A 19572-nucleotide genomic window follows, 5' to 3' on the forward strand; every position below is an offset into this window, starting at 1 on the left:
AATCAATACTTGCAATAGCGTCAAGAGAAGCTAAGGTCGCCCCAAAAAATGGAAGGACCATTCCCTTACGCATACAAAGGAAGGTCTGCACACTGGAGAAATCATGGTGTCAAACACCAACTACGAACCAACTGAAATCAGCAAATCCGAAGGTCGCGTTACAGGTCCGGCAGAGTTAACCGTTGTATTGCCGACTTATAACGAAAGCAAAAACGTTCCAATCGTGGTTGAGCTGCTGGATAAAGCGCTCGCTGGTGTAGCTTGGGAAGTTATTGTTGTTGATGATAATTCTCCAGATGGAACCTCTAAAGTCACTGCTGACATTGCGCAGCAAGACCCGCGTGTTCGCATTGTTCAGCGTATTGGCCGTCGTGGTTTGTCCGGCGCATGCATTGAAGGCATGCTGGCCTCCAGCTCTAAATTTGTGGCTGTGATGGATGCTGACCTTCAGCACGATGAGAGCCTGTTGCCCAAGATGCTCGAAGCACTTCGTTCTGAAAGCTACGACATCTGCGTTGCCTCCCGCCATGTGGAAGGTGGGGATGTTGGGACGGGTTTGTCCTCAATTCGTGCATGGGGCTCCAATCTTGCCAACAATCTGGCACGTAAATTTCTTAAAGTGGAACTGTCCGACCCGATGAGCGGCTTCTTCATGCTGCGTCGTGACAGGTTCGTTGAGCTGGCTCCGCGTTTGTCGTCCCAAGGCTTCAAGATCATGCTCGATATTGTCGCCAGCGGAAAAGGCGCTCTGCGTGTGAAAGAACTGCCTTTCGTTTTTCGTGAGCGCCAGCATGGTGAAAGTAAGCTCGATACGCTGGTGACCATGGATTACCTTGGTTTGCTGGTTTCCAAAATCTTCGATGATAAGATTTCAGTTCGCTTTCTTATGTACTCCATGGTCGGTGGAACAGGTGTCATCGTTCACCTCATCGCATTGAAGATCTTCCTTGCCGCCTTCGGCATGCCATTTGGCCTCTCTCAGTTGGTTGCAACCTTTGTGGCCATGTCCTCGAACTTTTTCCTCAACAACCGCCTGACCTATCGCGACCGTCGTTTGACAGGGCTTGCGTGGATCAAAGGTCTGCTCACATTCTATGTGATCTGTAGCTTTGGTATTTTGGCAAACGTTGGTGTGGCAGAGTTGATCTACACGAACAAACCAATCTGGTGGTTTGCTGGTGCTGCAGGCGCTGTTATGGGCGCGGTTTGGAACTACGTTGTTTCCAACGCTCTGACATGGCGCAAAGGCTAAAGCGTTTCTTCTAATAGTGAGAGAAGCTTTTCACAGGAAGAAACGCAGGAAACCAAAGTTAAAGCACTTTGAGGAAAGCATTTAAATGCAGGACAATCCCGCGGGAAAGCCGCTAAGCTTTTGGTTGCGCCCGACCAATCTGATTCTGATTGTCGCCGTGCTGTCTTTGGCGCGGCTGGCAACTGGCACGAATGTCGATCTGGTTGAGGATGAAGCCTACTACCGTTTATGGGGGCTTTATCCGGCATTGGGCTACTATGACCACCCGCCAATGGTTGCCTATTGGATCTGGCTTGGTCAGTCCTTGTTCGGTGATACAGCACTTGGCGTTCGCTTTATCAGTATCCTGTCTGCTGCAATCGGCTCCCTTGCGCTCTGGCGAACTGCAAAAATCCTATATGATACCCACGTCGCGGGCTGGACAGTTCTGTTCTTCAACGCAAGTTTGCTGATTGGTGTCGGCTCTTTGTTAGCCACACCTGATGCTCCCTCTGTTTTCTTCTGGGGTCTGGCTTTATGGGCCATGGCAGAGCTGACGGTTTCTAAAAATGCGAACTGGTGGATTCTCGCTGGTATCTTCGCAGGATTAGGCCTTCTTTCAAAATACTCCGTGTTGTTCCTGGGGGTCGGGATTATTCTCTGGCTGGTGTGGGTGCCGGAGAACCGCAGATACTTCCTGTCCTGGCAGTTGTGGCTCGGCGGAGCACTGGCAATCGCGATCTTCTCTCCTGTACTTTACTGGAACTCGCAGCATGAGTGGATTTCTTTTGTAAAGCAGTTTGGGCGTTCTGTACCAGAAGGGTACTCCGTCAAATACATTGGCGAGTTCATCGGCGCTGTTGCAGGCCTGCTGAACCCGCTCGTCTTCATCATTGCGATGGTTGGTGCGTGGCGTGTCATCCGCAAAATGATAAAGCAAGACAACACGGCCAGTCTGCTGGTTCTGACGGTCCTGCCGTTCCTGATCTATCTGACCTTCCATTCACTCCATTCGCGTGTTCAGGGCAACTGGCCAGCTCCGATGTATCCAACACTGGCCATGTTCGCTGGTATTGCAGCAGCTTATCCGCCTGCCAATGTTGGTCGCTGGTTCAAGGTGCTTGCCCCGACTGCAGTCGGCCTGGGTGTCGTTGTCGCTGGGGTGGTCTATATCCACGCCTACACCCCGCTCAACACATCTCTGGGCCGTAAAGATCCAACGCATCAGATGCGCGGCTGGCAAGATATTGGCGATGAACTGACCGAGTTGGCAGACGCAAATGACATCAATTGGATTGGCACAACCAGCTATGGTTTGACGGGCCAAATGTCGAATGCGCTCAAGAAGACAGACCTCAAAGTCTACGGAATTCCTGAGCGAATGCGCTATGCAATGATTCCCGATAATCTCCAAAATCCTGAAAATAGTGACATGCTGTACGTCACCGAGGAAAGAAGAGACCGCTCTCAAAAGCTGAAAGCCAACTTCAATCAGGTTGAGCTGCTGAAGACCATCCCCCGAGAGAATAAGGGATTATTCGGAAAAACAGCTATTGAAAATGTACGGGTCTACCGATTGTCAGACCCGAAACAGCCCCTGAAATCCAACTGAAACAGCTGAGATTCCGTTGCGTTAAATTTGCAGGCTTTGTTAAATGTACTCCTGAACCTTTTGGATTGGGAGATCCGCGCGATGAAGCGCATCCTCTTGACGAGTCTCGAATTTGGGCAAAGCTATGGAGTTGACCGGGCGATCTGCGATCTAATCATCGCAGGCCGGCTCTCTGCCGTAGGCTGTGTTGTCACTGGCAAGATGTGGTCGAGGGAGTTCTATCAGCTGCGTGACGTGGTTGCCTGGGCCGAACATGAAACCATGGTCGGTCTGACAGTCACACTGACAAAGCCCGCCGGGCCACTCACCGATTTTGGCCGGACCGTATTCGGAGAGACGTTCCCCGCGCCGTGGTGGTATGCAATGCGCAGCCCCATGAAGATGCTGCCGGAAGAGGCGATCGCCGCTGAGATCGCCGCACAGGTGGATCTGTTCGAAGAGGTCTATGCCCGTCCGCCAGCATTTGTTGCCATTCAGGGAAACCTCGCAAAGCATCCTGCCGTGCATTCAGCGCTCATCACGGTGCTCAGCATGATGACAGGACGAGAGCCTGCGCTGGTACTGCCTGCTGGTGTTAGTCGATCGAGCAATTCCATTTCAAAGCGCGCCACCAAAGCCGGATTGGAAACTATATTCTCAGGTCCAGATCTGCCAATGGCTGATGAGGATACGGATCTGAGAGACTTCTTTTGGCACGGAATCAATGAGGCACAGGATTCGGCGATGGTCCTATGTCGGCCATCCTATCCTGAAGAGCAGGCCCAACCCGTCAAAAAGAAAAACGTACGCCAGAGCTCATCCCGTGAGAACCAGCTGAAGTTCCTGATAAGTGAGGAATTTCCGTTTCTTTTGATGGAAAAAGATATCTTCTTGTTCTAAGAACGATCTCTTCCTGCGGTTGAAGAGATCGTTCCTTTTGAATTTGCCATAAACGTTGGGGTATTTATGAACACCCCCAATTTGCCTAAAACTAAAGAACATCTCTGTGACTCCGGTCACAAAATGGCCGCATGATAGACCTAATTAAAATCATCAATTATATTGATGCAGCTTAAACTAAAAAACTGAATCTACGGCGCGTCAGGATCTTGTGGCAAGATGACAAAGTTCAAAGAACTCCTTCAAAACAGCTTTTCACTGTCGGGTTTGGCTGAGGAACACGCACACGGTCTCTCTGAGATAGCTCAGCCTATGTCATTGAAATCCGGCGCAGTTCTCTTCAAGGCCGGAGATCCGGGCAATGGTTGTTACGCAATCATCGAAGGCAGCATGAAAGTCTCCGTCGTCTCGTTGGATGGCAGTGAGCAGCTGCTCGCAGTTCTCGGCCAGGGCTCTCTGGTAGGTGAAATTGCTTTGCTTGACGGCAGTGAGCGTTCCGCTACCGTTACGGCACTCAAGCCGAGCCAGCTTGCATTTATCTCCAAAGCTGCATTTTATCGCTACGCCGATGAAAACCCCGCTGTTTACCGTCACATGCTGCAGATCGTAGCGACTCGCCTGCGTCGTTCAAATGATGCACTCGCTGCACGGTCCTTCTTGCCACTCAATGGCCGGGTTGCGCAGACACTGCTGCAACTCTCTGAAACATTTGGCAAAAAAGTCGACAGCAACAAAATCCTTGTTCACTATAAGATCTCTCAGGCTGAAATCGCCAATATGGCTGGTGGTGCTCGGGAGAACGTCAGCCGCGTCCTCAATGTCTGGAAGAGAGAAGGTGTTATCAGCCGCCTCTCTGGATATTACTGCCTCGAAAAGCCGGAGGTGCTACGAGCTGCCGCAGAGCTTTAAACTCGGTATTTGAGTAAAAGTGACCCGAAGTAACAAGAAGGGCATGGGTCTTGTCCCTACAAGGCTCCTGAAACACCGAGATGACCTATCAGCATTTTGACATTCGCCCGCAGGACGAGTGCACACCAATCCATCCTGACCTGACGCATTCTCAAGTGCGTGCTTTGGTTGCCAGTCATTCAGAAAAACTCCGTCACAATGGCGAGCTGGCATCAGTCTACCAAAATAGCATGAAGTGCGACTGGGAGGATTACGAAGCTCAGGCCGTGCGATTCTGGTGCTCCGCTCTCATGAAAGATAGAAGCTATTCTGGCCGTCCACTTGGCAAGTATCGTGGTGCTGCAAAGCAGGTATGCAGCGATGATATTGCCAGCTGGTTGAAATTATTCGAGAATGCAGTAGATGAATGCGTTGCTGAAACCGCTCGGCCCAACACCAAGAAATGTGCGACCCAGGTTGTTGATTGCTTCCATATGGCGATGATCCCTGCTTGAGTAGTTGAGCTTCGCCATGCATAGCATTTCCTCTGGTGGATCTACGGAGCTTTAGAACTATGAATGATACAAGAGACGCTGTCGAAGAAGAGCAGCCAATTGGTGAACTGACCACGCGCACAATGGCGATGCCGGCAGACACCAATGCTTCTGGCGATATCTTCGGCGGTTGGGTTGTCTCTCAAATGGATATTGCCGCCGGTATTGCAGCAAGCCAGTGCGCCATGGAGCGCGTTGTGACTGTTGCGATCGACAGCATGACCTTTATCCGCCCTGTTAAAGTGGGCGATGTAATGTGTGTCTACTCCAACGTGCTCCGTGTTGGCAGAACCTCTGTAACGCTTGCCATTGAGGCCTGGGCTTTGCGCCACCGCTTTGGCTATCGCGAGAAGGTGACGAATGCTCAGTTCACCTTTGTTGCTGTTGACGATGACGGCAAACCGATTGTGATCTCTGAAGAGCAACGTGCTAAATACAACAAGGCTTAAGCGGATCGCGGACCAGGAATAGGAAACAAGCAGTGTCATCAAAAATTCCCGTTATGTCAGCGCGTGAACGGACACCGCTTGATCCTTCCATCACACCTGCCCAGATCAATCATCTGGTTGAGAGTTTTTACGGCAAGGTCCGCCAGCACGAAACGCTTGGGCCGATCTTCCTGAGAGAGATGGGTGAGGACTGGGGTCCGCATCTACATAAGATGAAGCACTTTTGGGCGTCTGTTCTGCTAAAAACTGGATCGTATAAAGGCAAGCCGGTTCCCGCTCACGCGAGGATTCAAGGGGTCACCACTGAGAATTTCCATGAGTGGATGGACCTGTTTGAAGACGAAGTCTATGCGATTTTCTCAGCAGAAGCCGCACCGCTTCTTCTGGCAACTGCACAGCGCATCGCACAGAGTCTGTGGCTTGCAATGTTCGCAGACCCATTTGCTACACCTCCCGTAAAATTCGGCAGCCGCGCAGCTTAAAAATCAGTTCTTATTTTAGTGCAGCTTAACTAGCTCGGGAATTTCTTTTTCGAGCGCAGTGCGTTTTGCCTGAAGTACTCACGCAAGGCTTCCAGTTCTTCAGGACGACGACGTGCAGTATCCGCAAACAAGCGCTCGTCAACAACCGTGTGACAGCCTTCTGCCCAAAGCCGAAGCAGCACAGCAAACCTGTCGGAGCGCTCGTCGGTGGTCAGCGGCGTATTCGGCTGGCGTGTGGAGTTGGAAAGCAGCCGACTGCGCAGCCCTTTTTCTAAAATCAGGCAATCCAGCAAATAGGCAGCAGTAAACTCGTCGGCAAGGTGTGCGACGGCTTCCCTCAAAGATTGAGGCACATATTCAGATACATACGATTGCCATGCAGACTGTGGCTGACCAGCAATATCAAACATTAAATCCTCCATCGGTTTCCCGAGGAGGACTGGCGCAAAATCCATTGAAACTACCGCTTGGTTGTTACGAATGATGAAGACAGCGTCCTCACTTCGAAACCACATCCCTTTTGGCGGAGACCACCTTGCCCGGTTAGGCAGGTTGGCGAGGGCGCCAGCCCTTCTCTTGATGATGCGTAGGATTTGGCACGAAAATGAGGCAATTGCAAGTGGGCACCTTTCCTTTGTTCTTTGTCCACACTTTCAAACTTACGTTGTGTCGTATTCTAGCACCACAAAACGCAACTTCCGCTAAGTGAATATCTTCAATTTTTGTGGTTCTATAAACCGAATTCCCGTCATATCTGAGTATTCTCCTCAGACTTTGAATGAGCGCATAGTGGCGGCTCAAAAAGGCAGAGCATTTCAAATATTCCGATAAATTTTCTCAGTCAAATTTCTAAGCGCTTCAGGAAGGAAAAAACGATGTGCACCACAAAGCCCGTTCTCTTTGGAGTCCTGACAGGGTGCGCCTACGCCTTGCTGCTAACCACTTCTCTGGCAGCAACGACCACCAAAATGGTCGATGGTGTCAAAACAGAGTTTGTGGAGCAGGTCTCTGAAGAGCAGAAAACTCTGGCTCGCAACACTGAAGTTGTGGTCATGCCCAAAGGCTTCCACATCGAACCTTATGCAGCCGTGCCAGATGCCCGCCATATGGCCGTCGCGCCTGATGGCAAAACTGTCTTTGTAGGAACGACCACGGACAGAGTCTGGGTCGTTACTCCGGATGAAGAGGGCAAGAAAGCTGCAGAAGTTCGCCAGTTCGCTCCAGATCAATCCTTCATTATCCCAAATGGTGTGTGCTTCACAAAAGATGGCTCATTAGTCCTTGCTGAGCAAAACCGTGTTCTGAGTTTTCCGAACGCATTGGAAAACAAAGAGCAGGGCAAGCCAGCAGTGAAGGTGCTGGTCGGCAAGGGCATGCTTATCCCTCCCTCTGAAGAAAGCTATAATCACTCCTCCCGCGTGTGTGATCAGGGTCCGGATGACCGCATCTACATCTCTCTTGGCCAGCCTTACAACGTCCCGCCCAAGATGAAGCTGAAACTCTATGACAGCCTCGGCATCGGCGGCATTATTTCCATCACCGTAGATGGTATGGACCGTCAGGTCTACGCGACCGGGATCAGAAACTCCGTGGGCCTGGAGTTCCATCCAAACTCCGGCAATCTCTGGTTTACCGACAATCAGGTGGACGGCATGGGAGATGACATCCCGCCTGAAGAGCTGAACAAGGCCACCGAGCCGGGCAAGAACTACGGCTTCCCTTGGTATGGCGGCGGAACGGTCCGTACCCCGCACTACATTGATGAGCCTGTTCCAAGTGGCGTGGTGAGTCCGGAAGTCGAACTGGATGCCCATGCCGCAAGTTTGGGCATGACGTTCTATCAGGGCGATATGTTCCCTGAAGAATACAAGGGCGGTGTCTTCATCGCGCAGCACGGCTCATGGGACCGCTCAGTGCCAATTGGCGCACGTGTGGTGTTTGTGCCCATCAACGAGAAAGAAGAAGCTGGCGCCCCAAGTATTGTCGCAACAGGCTGGATTGATGCAAGCGGCGATTATCTGGGCCGTCCGGTAGACGTGGTCGAGCTTGGCGATGGGTCCTTGTTGATCTCTGATGACTCTGCCGGAGGGATCTATCGCATGTACTACGAAGACTAGGGATATCCTCTGACCTGCGACAACACACCTAAAAGCAAAAGACCAGAGCAGTGCCTCTGGTCTTCTTAAGTTCTATACTAAGCCCTTAGTGCTCGCCGGGGATACCTTTGTAAGCATTTGGACCCCAGACCTGCTTGACGCGCTGATCACGACCACAGCGATAGCGGTAGAACTTGTAGCGGATCGGGTTTTTCTCATAGTAGTTCTGATGATAATCTTCTGCATCATAGAACGGAGCTGCAGTGCGGATCGGTGTTACAATCGGGCGGTTCACTTCACCTGACTTTCCAAGCGCTTTCTTGGAGGCTTTTGCAGCCTTCAGCTGCGCAGGAGAGGTCGCAAAGATGGTTGTCTGATAGCTCTCACCACGATCACAAAACTGACCACCAGCATCAGTTGGATCAACGGAATGCCAGAAGGCTGTCAGCAGCTCTTCATAAGACACCTTGGCCGGATCAAACTTCACTTCCAACGCTTCAATATGACCTGTGCCACCAGCAGAAACCTGCTTGTAGGTCGGGTTTGCACTGCGGCCACCCGTGTATCCAGATGTGGTCTCAAGGACGCCCTCGATCTTGTCAAAGTCGGACTCGATACACCAGAAGCAACCACCAGCAAAAATCGCGGTTTCGGTCTCAGCAGCCTGTGCGGGCTGGCTCACAGCATAAAGCAAGGGAAGAACGGCAACGGCTTTTGCAGCTTTGCGTGCAATCATCTCAGATCCTTAAATCAGGTCATGCATTGGAATTTCCAAAACCCTAGCAGCCACCAGCCCACAACGGAAATGAAGTCACTTCAACAAAACGTCAATCAGCGAGAGCATGGTTCGCGTCTCAAACCTCGCAGGACATATTCCAACCGGTCACGTTAAAACCAGCCTTGTAATAGGTGCGTATGGCGCCGTGATTGTCGGGGGCAACACGCAGTCCAATACGTGTCAGACCGTCTTTCTTGAATATCGCCTTCAACGCCTCAAGAGCTTTGGAGGCATACCCCTTGCCACGGTGTTCTGAGTAGACCAGAAAATCCATGATGAAGGCAGATGCATCATCCTGAAGGGAGTACCAGAGAAAACCAACTTCCACTTCGCCAGCCTTCGTCTTGTTGACGATGCTCAGCAGCTTATTGTGTTTGTTGCTTTTTCCCTCTGGAAAGGCCTTTGACAAGCCTTCCTCGGCTTTCTTCAGTGCGGCCTGTTCCTCCATTCTGCGATTATCCATCAGGTCCTGAGCGTATTCAGAGACGGAAATGATCTGAAACTCATCAAAACGAGCAGCGGGGAAATCCTGAAGAACAATCATGGTAAGTCCTGGTTGCCAAAGGTTGAAGCGCTTGGGAAGGCCTTGCGCTGATCATGCGACGGGAAGCTTAATTGAAGGCAAAGGCCGCGAAAAGCTCAATGCTATAATTTCTAACAGGTGCGGTTTTAAGCCGCTGGATCATCATAGCGACACTGAAACGATCTAGGTTTTCTTTCCCGCATATGATCAAACGTTATTGGGGTCTTGCGAAAAACAGCTCAATTCAGGGCTGTGTGTCCTCCGGTTGGTTAGAGACCTCCGCCTATACTTTCCCTTGGTCTTTAAAGGGAATGCGCATGATTATCCTCCTGGCATGTATCGCCGTACTCTGTGGTTTGCTCTATGGCTACAACGAAGGCGTCATCGCCGGCGCTTATGAGCCCATCAAAGCAGAGTTTGAATTCTCTGCGTATTGGGGAGGGCTTCTGGTCGCATCCTTGTCCATCGGCGGTTTGATCGGAGCCTACCTGAGCGCCTATCTCAGCGACAGATTTGGCAGACGGTCAACGGTCATCATCGCAGCCCTGTTCTTTATCACCGGAGCTGTCTTATCCAGTGTTGCACAAGACCTTTTCATTCTCACATTCGCCCGCTCTCTCATCGGAATGGGGATTGGCCTGTCCTCAATGGCTGGCCCCCAATATGTCTCCGAAATTGCGCCGCGCAAGATCAGAGGCCGTATGCTTGGCGCGTTTCAGTTCATGATCTCCTTTGGTGTCTTGATTGGCTACCTCTCCAATCTGATCACGCTTGATCTCGGCTACAGCGCAGAAGCCATCAATCGTTGGCAGTTCATGTTCCTCCTTTCCGCGATCCCTGCAGCGTTTCTGCTTTTTGGAATCTGGAGTGCCCCCGAAAGCCCGCGCTGGCTCGTCATGGCAAAGCGCTCAGCAGAGGCTGAGGCCGTCTTTGAAAAGATCGAACCAACCCGATCTGAGGCGTGGGTCAAAGGCAATGTGAAGCGGATTGAACAAGACCTCGCCGAAGTCGCAGACCAAAAGGGAGGCTGGCTGGACCTCATCAATCCACGAAACCGGCCTATCACCAGTTTCTGTGTCTTCACCTTCCTGTTTCAGCAGCTCAGCGGCATCAATGCCGTCATCCTCTACGCACCGGAGCTTTTCGGCGACCTGGGCTTTTCTGAGGAGGCAAGCCGCTTGTCTGCAACGGTCGGTCTTGGTGCAGCACTTGCTCTGGCCGCAGCTGCCAGTTTGCTCCTTATTGATCGCGTTGGCCGCAGGCCTCTGATGGTCTACGGATTGCCAGCCTGCGCACTCTCCCAGTTCCTGATTGTGGGAGGTTTCCTCATGGGGGACGGGATTGGCACGGCTTTGTCCGTCTCTGGTCTTTGCCTATACGTGATCTCCTATTCCCTCTCCATGGGGCCGCTGCCATGGGTCTACATGTCAGAGGTGTTCCCCAATTACCTGAGGGCCAAAGGCATGGTCGTAGCAGTAACCGTCAACTGGGTCTTCACATTCCTCGTTGTGTTCGGTTTCCCCAAATTGAACCAGCTCTTCACGATCACCGAGATCTTCCTGTTCTTCGCCATATGCTGTTGCATCGGAACCGTCTACGCCATCCGCCGCGCACCAGAGACCAAAGGTGTCTCTCTGGAGGATATCTATGAGCTGTTCCACAAAGGGGACAGCAAGACAGCTGAGAGGCCAGTTGCTGGCGAGTAAAACCGCAAGCACCAAAAGCACCGCATGACTTCTCATGCAGTGGTGAAGCTAAAATCCCGAGAAACGGGAGGGGCAAGGCGAGCAGGCAATACCTGCGCATTGTATATAAGTTGGTTTCTTCGGCATTGGCTGTCGCCTTGCCCGGGCGTTTTTGTATGAAACAAGGTCTCCACCGAAAGGCATTGGGAGCAGGTGCCTACCCACCATTGTAAGGCCTCACAAAACACAAGGCTTTGCTTCGAATCTCACAGTTAGGGCAGTTGCTGTATAGGACAGTTTGACTTGTCCCTGACAGCTGCAGCTGCCAGTGTAGACGCCCATCGGGTGACCAGCTTCCGCTTGGTCCCTGCACTAAAGACTTTCAAGGGGTGTTTCAACGGACCCGCCGGAGGATGCGTTATGTCTCCCGGTAGCCCCGCCCAGCCCACGCCACACTGACGGACGCTCCGCCAGCTGCCCGTGTACGTGGACATAGGATTAGTATGGCGGGTGATTTGGGCGAGGGGGATAAGATTCTGCTCAGCCAGCCCTCTTGGCAATCTCGTCGCCTTGCAGAATGCTGAAACCATTCCCGCCTTCAAGCGCAGCGGCAACAAGTGCGCGTGCAACTGCGGCCCCCTCAATTGGACGATATTTGCGCAAAGGGCCTTTAAAGAGAAACGAAAGCCGTGGCAGCACCGACGCGGCAAGCCCCTCAGCAAAGCGTTGCTCCTGACGCTCACCCAGCAACAAAGAGGGTCGGAACACTTTTGTTGAAGGGAAAGCGAGCGTGCGAACGGCCTCTTCAAGCTCCCCTTTGACCTTCAGATAGGAGTTGGAACTGCCCGCTGCTGCACCAATCGAAGAAACCATGAGAAACTGCTCAGCACCTGCTTCACGTGCCAACCGTGTAAGGTCGTAGGCAAGCTGGAAGTCAATCGCGTAAAACGCTTCTTTTGAGCCGGCTGCCTTCAGCGTGGTCCCCAGACAGCAGAACACATCCGTCACGTTCATTGGCAGTTGAAGGCTGGAAAGATCGCTGAAATCGGTCAGATGCAAACGAAGCTTATCATCTTCAATCGCTGGATCTTTGCGCACAACTGCATGAACCTCGTCATACGCCTCACTGGCAAGCAGCAGCCGAACCACCTCAGAACCAATCAGCCCAGTTGCACCAAAGACCATCGCCACACGATTTTTCATAGGAAATTTCTCCGATTATCAGCCAAAGCAGATTGGTAGATCAGGGTGAGAGTTTAAAACTCGAGCAAATTGAAGCCTAATGCAAAAAATAAGAGCACCATTTCAGGTGCTTTCATTTCGATTGCTATTTGGGAATGGCAGAGAGCAGCGGGAAGAGTGCCATATGGAAGTTTCCGAGCCAGGTTACATACCAGTCCGCAAGCTCTGGCATTGTCGTGTTGGTGCCAAGATCAACATCTCTCTTCCATAACACGATGCTGCAATATCGAGCATGTTCAGCAGGGTCCCAATCAAGTGATGCACCGATCTCTGTCTCTACATGTTCTTTTTGGCGTAGCAGTTCTTTGAAGTAGGCCTCGCCGGGCTCATTCCGAAAGTTGATCATAACTTTCGCGCAGTTTTCTTCATCCAGGTAATGGAGACTCAGATAGGCGTTCGGTATGCCAAATTTGATGTCGTAGTAACTTCCGTCAGGAACATTATTTCTCAGTTTAATCGGCAGTTTAGTGTCAGACATCTGGTCTTTGACTGCTTGCCAAATATCATGATGTTTTTGTTTTAGTTCACTCATGAGTTGTTTTTTCCTAGCTGAAGCTGTTTGTGACAATGCAAAAAAGGGCACCCCGAAGGATGCCCTAATTCGTTTAAGCGTTGGTTGGCTTGGCTTAGAAGCCCATGCCGCCCATGCCGCCCATGCCGCCGTCCATAGGAGGCATTGCTGGGCCGGAGTCTTTCTTAGGCAGTTCAGCAACCATTGCCTCAGTAGTGATCAGCAGACCAGCTACAGATGCAGCATCCTGAAGAGCAGTACGAACAACCTTAGTTGGATCGATGATGCCAGCTTCAATCATGTTGACGTATTCTTCGGTCTGAGCATTGAAGCCGAAGGTCTCATCCGCAATGTTGTCCTGGATCTTGCCAGCAACGATGGAACCTTCAACGCCGGAGTTTTCAGCGATCTGGCGAAGTGGAGCTTCAAGAGCGCGCAGAACGATCTTGATACCAGCTTCAATGTCAACGTTCTCGGAAGATACTTTCTCAACAGCAGCTTTTGCACGAAGAAGAGCACAACCACCACCTGGTACGATACCTTCTTCAACAGCAGCGCGTGTTGCGTTCAGGGCATCGTCGATGCGGTCTTTTTTCTCTTTAACTTCTACTTCGGTTGCACCGCCAACGCGGATAACTGCAACACCGCCAGCAAGCTTAGCAAGACGTTCCTGCAGCTTCTCGCGGTCGTAGTCAGAAGAAGTTTCTTCGATCTGAGCTTTGATCTGGGAAACGCGTGCTTCGATGTCAGCTTTTTCGCCAGCACCATCAACAATGGTGGTGGTTTCCTTGGTGATGTTCACTTTGTCAGCAGTGCCGAGCATGTCAACAGTCACGTTTTCCAGCTTGATGCCGAGATCGTCGGAGATCACGGTACCACCGGTCAGGATAGCGATGTCTTCAAGCATTGCTTTACGACGGTCACCGAAGCCAGGAGCTTTAACAGCAGCAATCTTCAGGCCACCACGCAGTTTGTTCACTACGAGAGTTGCCAGTGCTTCACCTTCAACATCTTCAGCGATGATGATGAGTGGGCGGGAAGACTGAACAGCGCTTTCAAGGATTGGAAGCATTGGCTGCAGGTTGGAAAGCTTTTTCTCGTGCAGGAGAATGAGTGGCTTTTCCAGGTCTGCAATCATCTTCTCAGCGTTGGTGACGAAGTATGGAGAAAGGTAACCGCGGTCGAACTGCATACCTTCAACAACTTCAAGCTCTGTCTCAAGAGACTTAGCTTCTTCAACGGTGATAACACCTTCGTTGCCAACGCGCTGCATTGCTTCAGCAATGTCTTCACCGATCTGAGTGTCACCGTTAGCGGAGATAGTGCCAACCTGTGCAACTTCGTCAGTAGAAGAGATAGACTTGGAACGGGAAGTCAGGTCTGCAACAGCAGCAGCAGTTGCCATGTCAACGCCGCGCTTCAGGTCCATTGGGTTCATGCCAGCAGCAACGAACTTTGCACCTTCTTTAACGATAGCCTGCGCCAGAACTGTCGCAGTTGTTGTACCGTCACCAGCAATGTCGTTGGTTTTGGAAGCAACTTCACGCACCATCTGTGCGCCCATGTTTTCGAACTTGTCTTCAAGTTCGATTTCCTTCGCAACAGAAACACCGTCTTTGGTGATGCGTGGTGCGCCGAATGCTTTATCCAGAACAACGTTACGACCTTTAGGGCCGAGGGTAACTTTTACAGCGTTTGCAAGGATGTCGACGCCTTTAAGCATCTTATCGCGGGCATCGGAGCCGAATTTGACTTCTTTAGCAGCCATGGTTTTGTCTCACTTAATTCTTGAATAAGAGAAGGGATCGTAGGGTCTCAACAATGGCTTGGAATTAAGCCAGGATACCCATGATGTCGGATTCCTTCATGATCAGCAGGTCTTCGCCGTCGATCTTAACTTCAGTACCGGACCATTTGCCGAACAGAACACGGTCACCAGCTTTAACGTCGATAGCGATCAGCTCACCGTTGTCCTTACGTGCGCCAGCGCCAACAGCGATAACTTCGCCTTCCTGTGGCTTTTCTTTTGCAGTGTCAGGAATGATGATGCCACCAGCTGTTTTTTCTTCAGACTCAATGCGGCGAACGACAACACGGTCGTGTAGCGGACGAAACTTCATAATTGGCTCTTCCTCTCATACGCGAGCGCCCCTTTTAGGCAACGCCCGGACGCGAAGGTTAAAAACTTTGAGAGTGGGTGAAACCTTGCGGGCCCACAGTGATTAGCACTCCCAAAGGCAGAGTGCTAACAACCGTGAAATGATGTAGTTTCACCCTCTGGTATAGTCAAGGAGAGAGCAGCAAAAAAATATTTTGGAGCGCAAAAAATATAGGAATACTGCGAGAAATTGGGGGCAATTTGGGAACAGTCTCAACTCACCCTAGACGAATGGACTGTCTGTGCTGCCTGCACGGGAATTTCCGGAATCAGCGCAAAAGAAAAGCCGGCTTTAAGATTAAAGCCAGCTTTTGAACTTTAACAGGAAGCTTTCAGGTCTTAGAGCGTGTTCCCGAAAAGTGGTTCCGGTTTTTGGATAAGAATACGCGCAAAATTAAAGAGTTAGAGCTTGGTGCGTGAATGCATATGAACGCAACATGCTCTAATTCTGAAGAGGCGCGTCCTTCATGGAAAACGGAAGCTCAAAGCTGCCGGACTTTTCCGAGTTCTCGTCGTTAAACTGCACCTTCAGCACATAGTCTCCAGCTTGCAGCCCTTTAAGGTTGAAGCTCAAAGACGTCTGATACTCGCGGATTTGGTTGAAGCTTGCGGAGTGCAAGGCGGTAAACCCGTCCTGAGAAGCAAGCACCTGACCAGTGGTGTTGCGCAGTTCAAAATCAACGCTCAGATCAATCGCATATGTGCTGCCCATCTCTTTGTAAGAGAAGCCAACAGGCTCAGCATAAACGGTCAATGGATCACCGCTCTGGAACTCTGCCGTCTCCAGAGGTGTATAAGCCCCATAACTCTCAGCTGGTAGTGCGATGAATTTTGCTGCCGTAAAAGCGAGTGGCTGCTGTTGCCAGGCAATGGTGTAGGCGTCCTGAGCAGCTTTAAAGCCAGCGCTCGGCGCACTCTTGTCTTCAGCAGATGCAGCGCCACCCAACAAAGCAACCGCAAAAATAGAACAGGCTGCAGCTTTTGCGTAAGCTGACATCCCTCTCACTGTAAATGGCATTGTTAGCCCCCTAGAGCCAGCAGAACACAATATCTGCGGCACTCACCTGATTCTTGGCGGTGGTATAGCTCTTAAATCTAAGGGAGACAATACTGCCCCATTTGTTGAGGCAGCTTAGATATGCGTCACGAAGACATTCCTCATGCGATGGTTAAGCAATTACCACGCATTTGATCAGGCACTGGCCCGTTCAGCCCAGGATTGCTTCTTCCGGTAGATGGTCGAGGGGCTGATTTCCAAAGCGGCAGCTGCAAGGGCAATGTTGCCGTCAAAAGTTTCAAGCGTGGTCTCGATAATCTGCTTTTCCTGAAACCACAGCGGTTCGATTGATCGCCCCATGGAAGGCATCGGTTCGCTTGTGCTGAAGGCAATCTCAGAAAGAACAGGAACAGCCTGGTCACGCAGTAAAGGAGAGAGCATGAGTTCAGTGACTTCATCACCGTCATTCATGACCACAAGCTGGCGAATGACATTCTCCAGTTCGCGCACATTACCCGGCCAGCTGTGCTGCAACAAAAGAGCCTCTGCGTAGGTCGAAAAACGCTGAAATCTGCGATTTTCTTCTGCGGCATACTTCTTCAGGAATGTTTGAGCGAGGGACGGTATGTCCTCGCGGCGCTCACGAAGAGCGGGCAGACGGATCGGCAGCACGTGGAGACGATAGAACAGGTCTTCACGGAAACGACCAGCAGTGATCTCTGTTTTCGGGTCTCTGTTGGTTGCGCAAATAACGCGCAGATCCAGCGAGCGTGGTTTATGCTCTCCAACCCGTTGAATGGAGCCGGTCTGAAGGAAACGCAAAAGCTTGCTCTGCAGGCAGAGTTCCATTTCACCGATCTCATCAAGGAACAAAGTTCCCCCATCGGCAAGCTCTGCTGCACCAGCTCTGGCTTCATCTGCTCCGGTAAAGGCACCGCGTGCATGACCGAAGATCTCGGACTCCATCAGATTGGCCGGAATCGCTCCACAGTTGATTGCGACAAAAGGCCCGCCTTTGCGTGCTGATCTGGCATGCAGCGCCTGTGCACACAGTTCCTTACCTGTACCTGATTCTCCGGTAATGAAGGCTGGTGCGCTGGATGTCGCCATCCGGTTGATCTGCGCATAAACGCTTTGCATGCGGTTGGAAGCACCAACAAACCCTTCAAACTGAGCAGCTGTTCCAGACGTGTCGCTGGAGACAATCGCCTCAGAGCCAGTCGCGGCTGAAAGGGAAGGAGAGGGTGCCGCTCTCTTGAAGACACCCAGATGTGCTTCAAGTTTCTCCAAAAGCATTTCGCTTGTGTAAGGTTTGGTCAAAAAGTCATGGGCACCATTGCGCATGGCATTCATGGCACGGCTCACAGACCCCTTGGCACTGACCGCAATCATAACAGCGCGCGGCGCAGCAGCGACAATCTCGGAAAGCTCGGCTTCCCCGCCGATGCATTCAAGATCGACAATAACGATATTGATTGGGGTATGTCGCAAAAAGGCGACAGCATGTTCTTTGCTCGCAAGAACATGCGCAGGTTGTCCGCTGGTAACATGCTTCGACAAAGCACTACTGGTTTTACGAGCCTCTGCACGATTAGTGTCGACGACACAGGCGTTCAAAAACCTATTGGTAGCTTTGGGGGATCCCATTGGCAGGCAACCTCAAAAATCAATACATCAGGTCGAAAATCATTCGACACCCTGAGTTTGTGCAAACAGGGTAAACAAACCCTTTTCGTTTTCGAGGTTGATTGCATTATGCAGTTAATTTCTTTCACGCAGAACGCTTCGAGCAACTTTCTTACCCGATAAATATCATTGTTCGCCAGAATCGCGCGCCCCAGAATCGCGCGCCGAAGTTCAGCTCGGGATTGTGACGAAAATCGTATGCGCTGATGATATATGTAGCTCTATTGTCATTCTTGCGGGGACAACACGGGTTTTCCCTAGAAATATAATGGGTATAGGGTTCGAACGACCTCAGTAAATGCGGCAAAATTCAGGTATGTATTTTGTGATTCGGACCAACAGGTACTCTTGAGGATATGACGCGCTTGGCGAACATTTCCATTTTGTTTTCTATTTCAGCCATTGCGGCCTCTTGTGGCACTGTGATGGTCTACCTTTTTGCGCGTCCGGTTGGCGAGGCTATCACCGTTGCCTTCACGGCGATGTGCACCATGATCTTCATCCATTTCATGTTGACCCGCTCTCAGGAAAAATCCGCGGTATCTGACGCTGTCAATCGCTTAGAAGAGCGGATTGCAGTCATCGATGATGATGTCGGAAACCTCGAAGGCCGCCTAACTGGCGTCGAGCACAACATTCCGCGTCGCACACGGGAAGAGATCGACCCGCTGTTTGCTGAAGTGGAGGTAATCGGTTCTCTGGTGAAGCAGATGGCCGAAGCCATGGCCGACATGGAAACCCGGATCGAGGATCAGGGCATTGCCATCGAGGACCAGCGCACCAAGCAGGCACAGCTTCAGCCTCAACCAGCTCAGCGCCTGGCCGCTCCGCAGGCAGCGGTGAGAGAACCATCTGTTGATCTGGCCAGTCAGGCAGCTGCTGCATTTGCGAGCGCAGCAGGCCAACCAATGGCTGCAAGTCAACCGATGGGTGCGGTGCAGGAACCGTTTGCTGAGACGCGCGCACCAGAGATGAAGCGCCCGGCAGCTCCACGCATGCATCACCCCAATGCCGCTCTTGCCGAAGAAATTCGTGCAAGCATCGAAGCGGGCAGGGTGGACCTCTACCTCCAGCCAATCGTGACATTGCCACAGCGCCGTGTTCGCTATTACGAAGCCCTGACGCGTCTGCGCAAAGCCAATGGCGACACACTGGAGCCAATCGAGTTCCTTCAGGAGGCGGACCGCACCGGCCAAATGCCTGCGATCGACAATATTTTGTTGTTCCGTTCCCTTCAGATCCTGAAGCGTCTGGCAACCCGCAACAGAGAAGCAGGCTTGTTCTGTAACCTGTCTCCAAGCACGCTTATGGATGAAAACTTCTTCCCGGGCTTTCTGGAGTTCGTGCGTGCCAACGACACATACTCAGATCTGTTGATCTTCGAATTCTCACAAGCTGATGTCGCTGTCATGAGCGCGATTGAGTATGAGAGCCTCGCTGCACTGGCTGAGCTGGGCTTCCGGTTCTCTGTAGACCGCATCACCGATCTGCGCATGGATTTCCGCGCTCTGGCTGATCGCGGCTTCCGCTTTGCAAAGCTGCATGCATCACGCCTGTTGTTGCATGAAGATGATCTGGCCAAAAGCAACATCCATCCGGCTGATTTTGGCAGTTTGCTGCAACGCTATGGCATTGAGCTGATCGTGGATCACGTGGAGAGCGAAGGTGCTGTGCTGGAGCTTCTGGAAATGGACATCCGCTGTGCGCAGGGCTTCCTGTTCTCACCGCCGCGTCCTGTCCGTGCAGACGTTCTGCAAGGCGCGCCAAATCCGCGGTCACTAAAGAAAGAGGCGAGCTGATT

General features: G+C 51.6%; 19 protein-coding genes and 1 riboswitch. Of the genes, 10 read left to right on the forward strand and 9 right to left on the reverse strand.

Annotated features, from left to right (window positions below):
- The first annotated feature begins 103 nt into the window (after positions 1-103).
- The 7 genes from PsAD13_RS07880 to PsAD13_RS07910 all read left to right on the forward strand — a co-directional run bounded on the left by PsAD13_RS07880 (position 104) and on the right by PsAD13_RS07910 (position 6095).
- Complete coding sequence (locus PsAD13_RS07880) at positions 104-1252, forward strand: glycosyltransferase family 2 protein (RefSeq protein WP_063287149.1); 1149 nt, start codon at positions 104-106, stop codon at positions 1250-1252.
- An 85-nt stretch (positions 1253-1337) separates the two neighbouring features.
- Positions 1338-2843, forward strand: a complete 1506-nt coding sequence (locus PsAD13_RS07885; RefSeq protein WP_063317810.1) for a glycosyltransferase family 39 protein — start codon at positions 1338-1340, stop codon at positions 2841-2843.
- Positions 2844-2924: 81 nt separating this feature from the next.
- Positions 2925-3722: a ChbG/HpnK family deacetylase gene (locus PsAD13_RS07890; RefSeq protein ID WP_208981724.1), complete on the forward strand. Its 798-nt coding sequence runs from the start codon at positions 2925-2927 to the stop codon at positions 3720-3722.
- A 219-nt stretch (positions 3723-3941) separates the two neighbouring features.
- Positions 3942-4631 carry a Crp/Fnr family transcriptional regulator gene (locus tag PsAD13_RS07895; RefSeq protein WP_008552228.1) on the forward strand — a complete coding sequence of 230 codons (690 nt, stop codon included), beginning with the start codon at positions 3942-3944 and terminating at the stop codon, positions 4629-4631.
- Positions 4632-4711: 80 nt separating this feature from the next.
- Positions 4712-5125, forward strand: coding sequence for a group III truncated hemoglobin (locus PsAD13_RS07900; RefSeq protein ID WP_063317811.1), 414 nt, complete (start codon positions 4712-4714; stop codon positions 5123-5125).
- Positions 5126-5184: 59 nt separating this feature from the next.
- Positions 5185-5613, forward strand: a complete 429-nt coding sequence (locus PsAD13_RS07905; protein WP_057463735.1) for an acyl-CoA thioesterase — start codon at positions 5185-5187, stop codon at positions 5611-5613.
- A 32-nt stretch (positions 5614-5645) separates the two neighbouring features.
- Entirely contained in the window at positions 5646-6095 is a 450-nt protein-coding gene (locus PsAD13_RS07910) for a group III truncated hemoglobin (RefSeq protein WP_244275124.1), read from the forward strand.
- Between the two features lie 29 nt (positions 6096-6124).
- Here the strand turns inward: PsAD13_RS07910 and PsAD13_RS07915 are convergent, their stop codons facing one another.
- Positions 6125-6505, reverse strand: coding sequence for a hypothetical protein (locus PsAD13_RS07915; protein WP_208980504.1), 381 nt, complete (start codon positions 6503-6505; stop codon positions 6125-6127).
- Positions 6506-6552: 47 nt separating this feature from the next.
- Positions 6553-6683: riboswitch (SAM-I-IV-variant riboswitch) on the reverse strand.
- Positions 6684-6970: 287 nt separating this feature from the next.
- On the opposite strand from PsAD13_RS07915, the gene PsAD13_RS07920 reads away from it, so the two are divergent.
- Positions 6971-8212, forward strand: coding sequence for a PQQ-dependent sugar dehydrogenase (locus PsAD13_RS07920; protein WP_063317813.1), 1242 nt, complete (start codon positions 6971-6973; stop codon positions 8210-8212).
- An 85-nt stretch (positions 8213-8297) separates the two neighbouring features.
- Here the strand turns inward: PsAD13_RS07920 and msrA are convergent, their stop codons facing one another.
- Both msrA and PsAD13_RS07930 read right to left on the reverse strand, forming a co-directional pair.
- Positions 8298-8927 (reverse strand): peptide-methionine (S)-S-oxide reductase MsrA, encoded by a 630-nt coding sequence (gene msrA / locus PsAD13_RS07925; RefSeq protein ID WP_063317814.1) that lies wholly within the window; start codon positions 8925-8927, stop codon positions 8298-8300.
- A gap of 118 nt (positions 8928-9045) precedes the next feature.
- Positions 9046-9513: a GNAT family N-acetyltransferase gene (locus PsAD13_RS07930; RefSeq protein ID WP_063317815.1), complete on the reverse strand. Its 468-nt coding sequence runs from the start codon at positions 9511-9513 to the stop codon at positions 9046-9048.
- Between the two features lie 296 nt (positions 9514-9809).
- Between PsAD13_RS07930 and PsAD13_RS07935 the strand changes: the two genes are divergently transcribed.
- Positions 9810-11198, forward strand: coding sequence for a sugar porter family MFS transporter (locus tag PsAD13_RS07935; RefSeq protein WP_057463844.1), 1389 nt, complete (start codon positions 9810-9812; stop codon positions 11196-11198).
- A 519-nt stretch (positions 11199-11717) separates the two neighbouring features.
- Here the strand turns inward: PsAD13_RS07935 and PsAD13_RS07940 are convergent.
- The 6 genes from PsAD13_RS07940 to PsAD13_RS07965 form a co-directional block, all read right to left on the reverse strand.
- Entirely contained in the window at positions 11718-12380 is a 663-nt protein-coding gene (locus PsAD13_RS07940) for an NAD(P)H-binding protein (RefSeq protein ID WP_063317816.1), read from the reverse strand.
- A 124-nt stretch (positions 12381-12504) separates the two neighbouring features.
- Positions 12505-12951 (reverse strand): DUF4268 domain-containing protein, encoded by a 447-nt coding sequence (locus PsAD13_RS07945; protein ID WP_057464070.1) that lies wholly within the window; start codon positions 12949-12951, stop codon positions 12505-12507.
- Between the two features lie 94 nt (positions 12952-13045).
- Entirely contained in the window at positions 13046-14698 is a 1653-nt protein-coding gene (gene groL / locus PsAD13_RS07950; protein ID WP_063317817.1) for a chaperonin GroEL, read from the reverse strand.
- Positions 14699-14762: 64 nt separating this feature from the next.
- Complete coding sequence (gene groES, locus PsAD13_RS07955; protein ID WP_057464068.1) at positions 14763-15050, reverse strand: co-chaperone GroES; 288 nt, start codon at positions 15048-15050, stop codon at positions 14763-14765.
- 480 nt (positions 15051-15530) lie between these two features.
- Positions 15531-16106 (reverse strand): hypothetical protein, encoded by a 576-nt coding sequence (locus PsAD13_RS07960; protein WP_063317818.1) that lies wholly within the window; start codon positions 16104-16106, stop codon positions 15531-15533.
- A 174-nt stretch (positions 16107-16280) separates the two neighbouring features.
- Complete coding sequence (locus tag PsAD13_RS07965; protein ID WP_063317819.1) at positions 16281-17732, reverse strand: sigma-54 dependent transcriptional regulator; 1452 nt, start codon at positions 17730-17732, stop codon at positions 16281-16283.
- Positions 17733-18127: 395 nt separating this feature from the next.
- On the opposite strand from PsAD13_RS07965, the gene PsAD13_RS07970 reads away from it, so the two are divergent.
- Positions 18128-19570 (forward strand): EAL domain-containing protein, encoded by a 1443-nt coding sequence (locus tag PsAD13_RS07970; protein ID WP_063293708.1) that lies wholly within the window; start codon positions 18128-18130, stop codon positions 19568-19570.
- The last annotated feature ends 2 nt before the right edge of the window (positions 19571-19572 follow it).

Source organism: Pseudovibrio sp. Ad13 (assembly GCF_001623225.1).
Lineage (GTDB): Bacteria > Pseudomonadota > Alphaproteobacteria > Rhizobiales > Stappiaceae > Pseudovibrio.

Excerpts from the sequence above, each read along its gene's own strand:
- PsAD13_RS07880 (WP_063287149.1), top strand. The coding sequence starts at position 104 with ATGGTGTCAAACACCAACTACGAACCAACTGAAATCAGCAAATCCGAA.
- PsAD13_RS07885 (WP_063317810.1), top strand. The coding sequence starts at position 1,338 with ATGCAGGACAATCCCGCGGGAAAGCCGCTAAGCTTTTGGTTGCGCCCG.
- PsAD13_RS07890 (WP_208981724.1), top strand. The coding sequence starts at position 2,925 with ATGAAGCGCATCCTCTTGACGAGTCTCGAATTTGGGCAAAGCTATGGA.
- PsAD13_RS07895 (WP_008552228.1), top strand. The coding sequence starts at position 3,942 with ATGACAAAGTTCAAAGAACTCCTTCAAAACAGCTTTTCACTGTCGGGT.
- PsAD13_RS07900 (WP_063317811.1), top strand. The coding sequence starts at position 4,712 with ATGACCTATCAGCATTTTGACATTCGCCCGCAGGACGAGTGCACACCA.
- PsAD13_RS07905 (WP_057463735.1), top strand. The coding sequence starts at position 5,185 with ATGAATGATACAAGAGACGCTGTCGAAGAAGAGCAGCCAATTGGTGAA.
- PsAD13_RS07915 (WP_208980504.1), bottom strand. The coding sequence starts at position 6,505 with ATGTTTGATATTGCTGGTCAGCCACAGTCTGCATGGCAATCGTATGTA.
- PsAD13_RS07920 (WP_063317813.1), top strand. The coding sequence starts at position 6,971 with ATGTGCACCACAAAGCCCGTTCTCTTTGGAGTCCTGACAGGGTGCGCC.
- msrA (WP_063317814.1), bottom strand. The coding sequence starts at position 8,927 with ATGATTGCACGCAAAGCTGCAAAAGCCGTTGCCGTTCTTCCCTTGCTT.
- PsAD13_RS07930 (WP_063317815.1), bottom strand. The coding sequence starts at position 9,513 with ATGATTGTTCTTCAGGATTTCCCCGCTGCTCGTTTTGATGAGTTTCAG.
- PsAD13_RS07935 (WP_057463844.1), top strand. The coding sequence starts at position 9,810 with ATGATTATCCTCCTGGCATGTATCGCCGTACTCTGTGGTTTGCTCTAT.
- PsAD13_RS07940 (WP_063317816.1), bottom strand. The coding sequence starts at position 12,380 with ATGAAAAATCGTGTGGCGATGGTCTTTGGTGCAACTGGGCTGATTGGT.
- PsAD13_RS07945 (WP_057464070.1), bottom strand. The coding sequence starts at position 12,951 with ATGAGTGAACTAAAACAAAAACATCATGATATTTGGCAAGCAGTCAAA.
- groL (WP_063317817.1), bottom strand. The coding sequence starts at position 14,698 with ATGGCTGCTAAAGAAGTCAAATTCGGCTCCGATGCCCGCGATAAGATG.
- groES (WP_057464068.1), bottom strand. The coding sequence starts at position 15,050 with ATGAAGTTTCGTCCGCTACACGACCGTGTTGTCGTTCGCCGCATTGAG.
- PsAD13_RS07960 (WP_063317818.1), bottom strand. The coding sequence starts at position 16,106 with ATGCCATTTACAGTGAGAGGGATGTCAGCTTACGCAAAAGCTGCAGCC.
- PsAD13_RS07965 (WP_063317819.1), bottom strand. The coding sequence starts at position 17,732 with ATGGGATCCCCCAAAGCTACCAATAGGTTTTTGAACGCCTGTGTCGTC.
- PsAD13_RS07970 (WP_063293708.1), top strand. The coding sequence starts at position 18,128 with ATGACGCGCTTGGCGAACATTTCCATTTTGTTTTCTATTTCAGCCATT.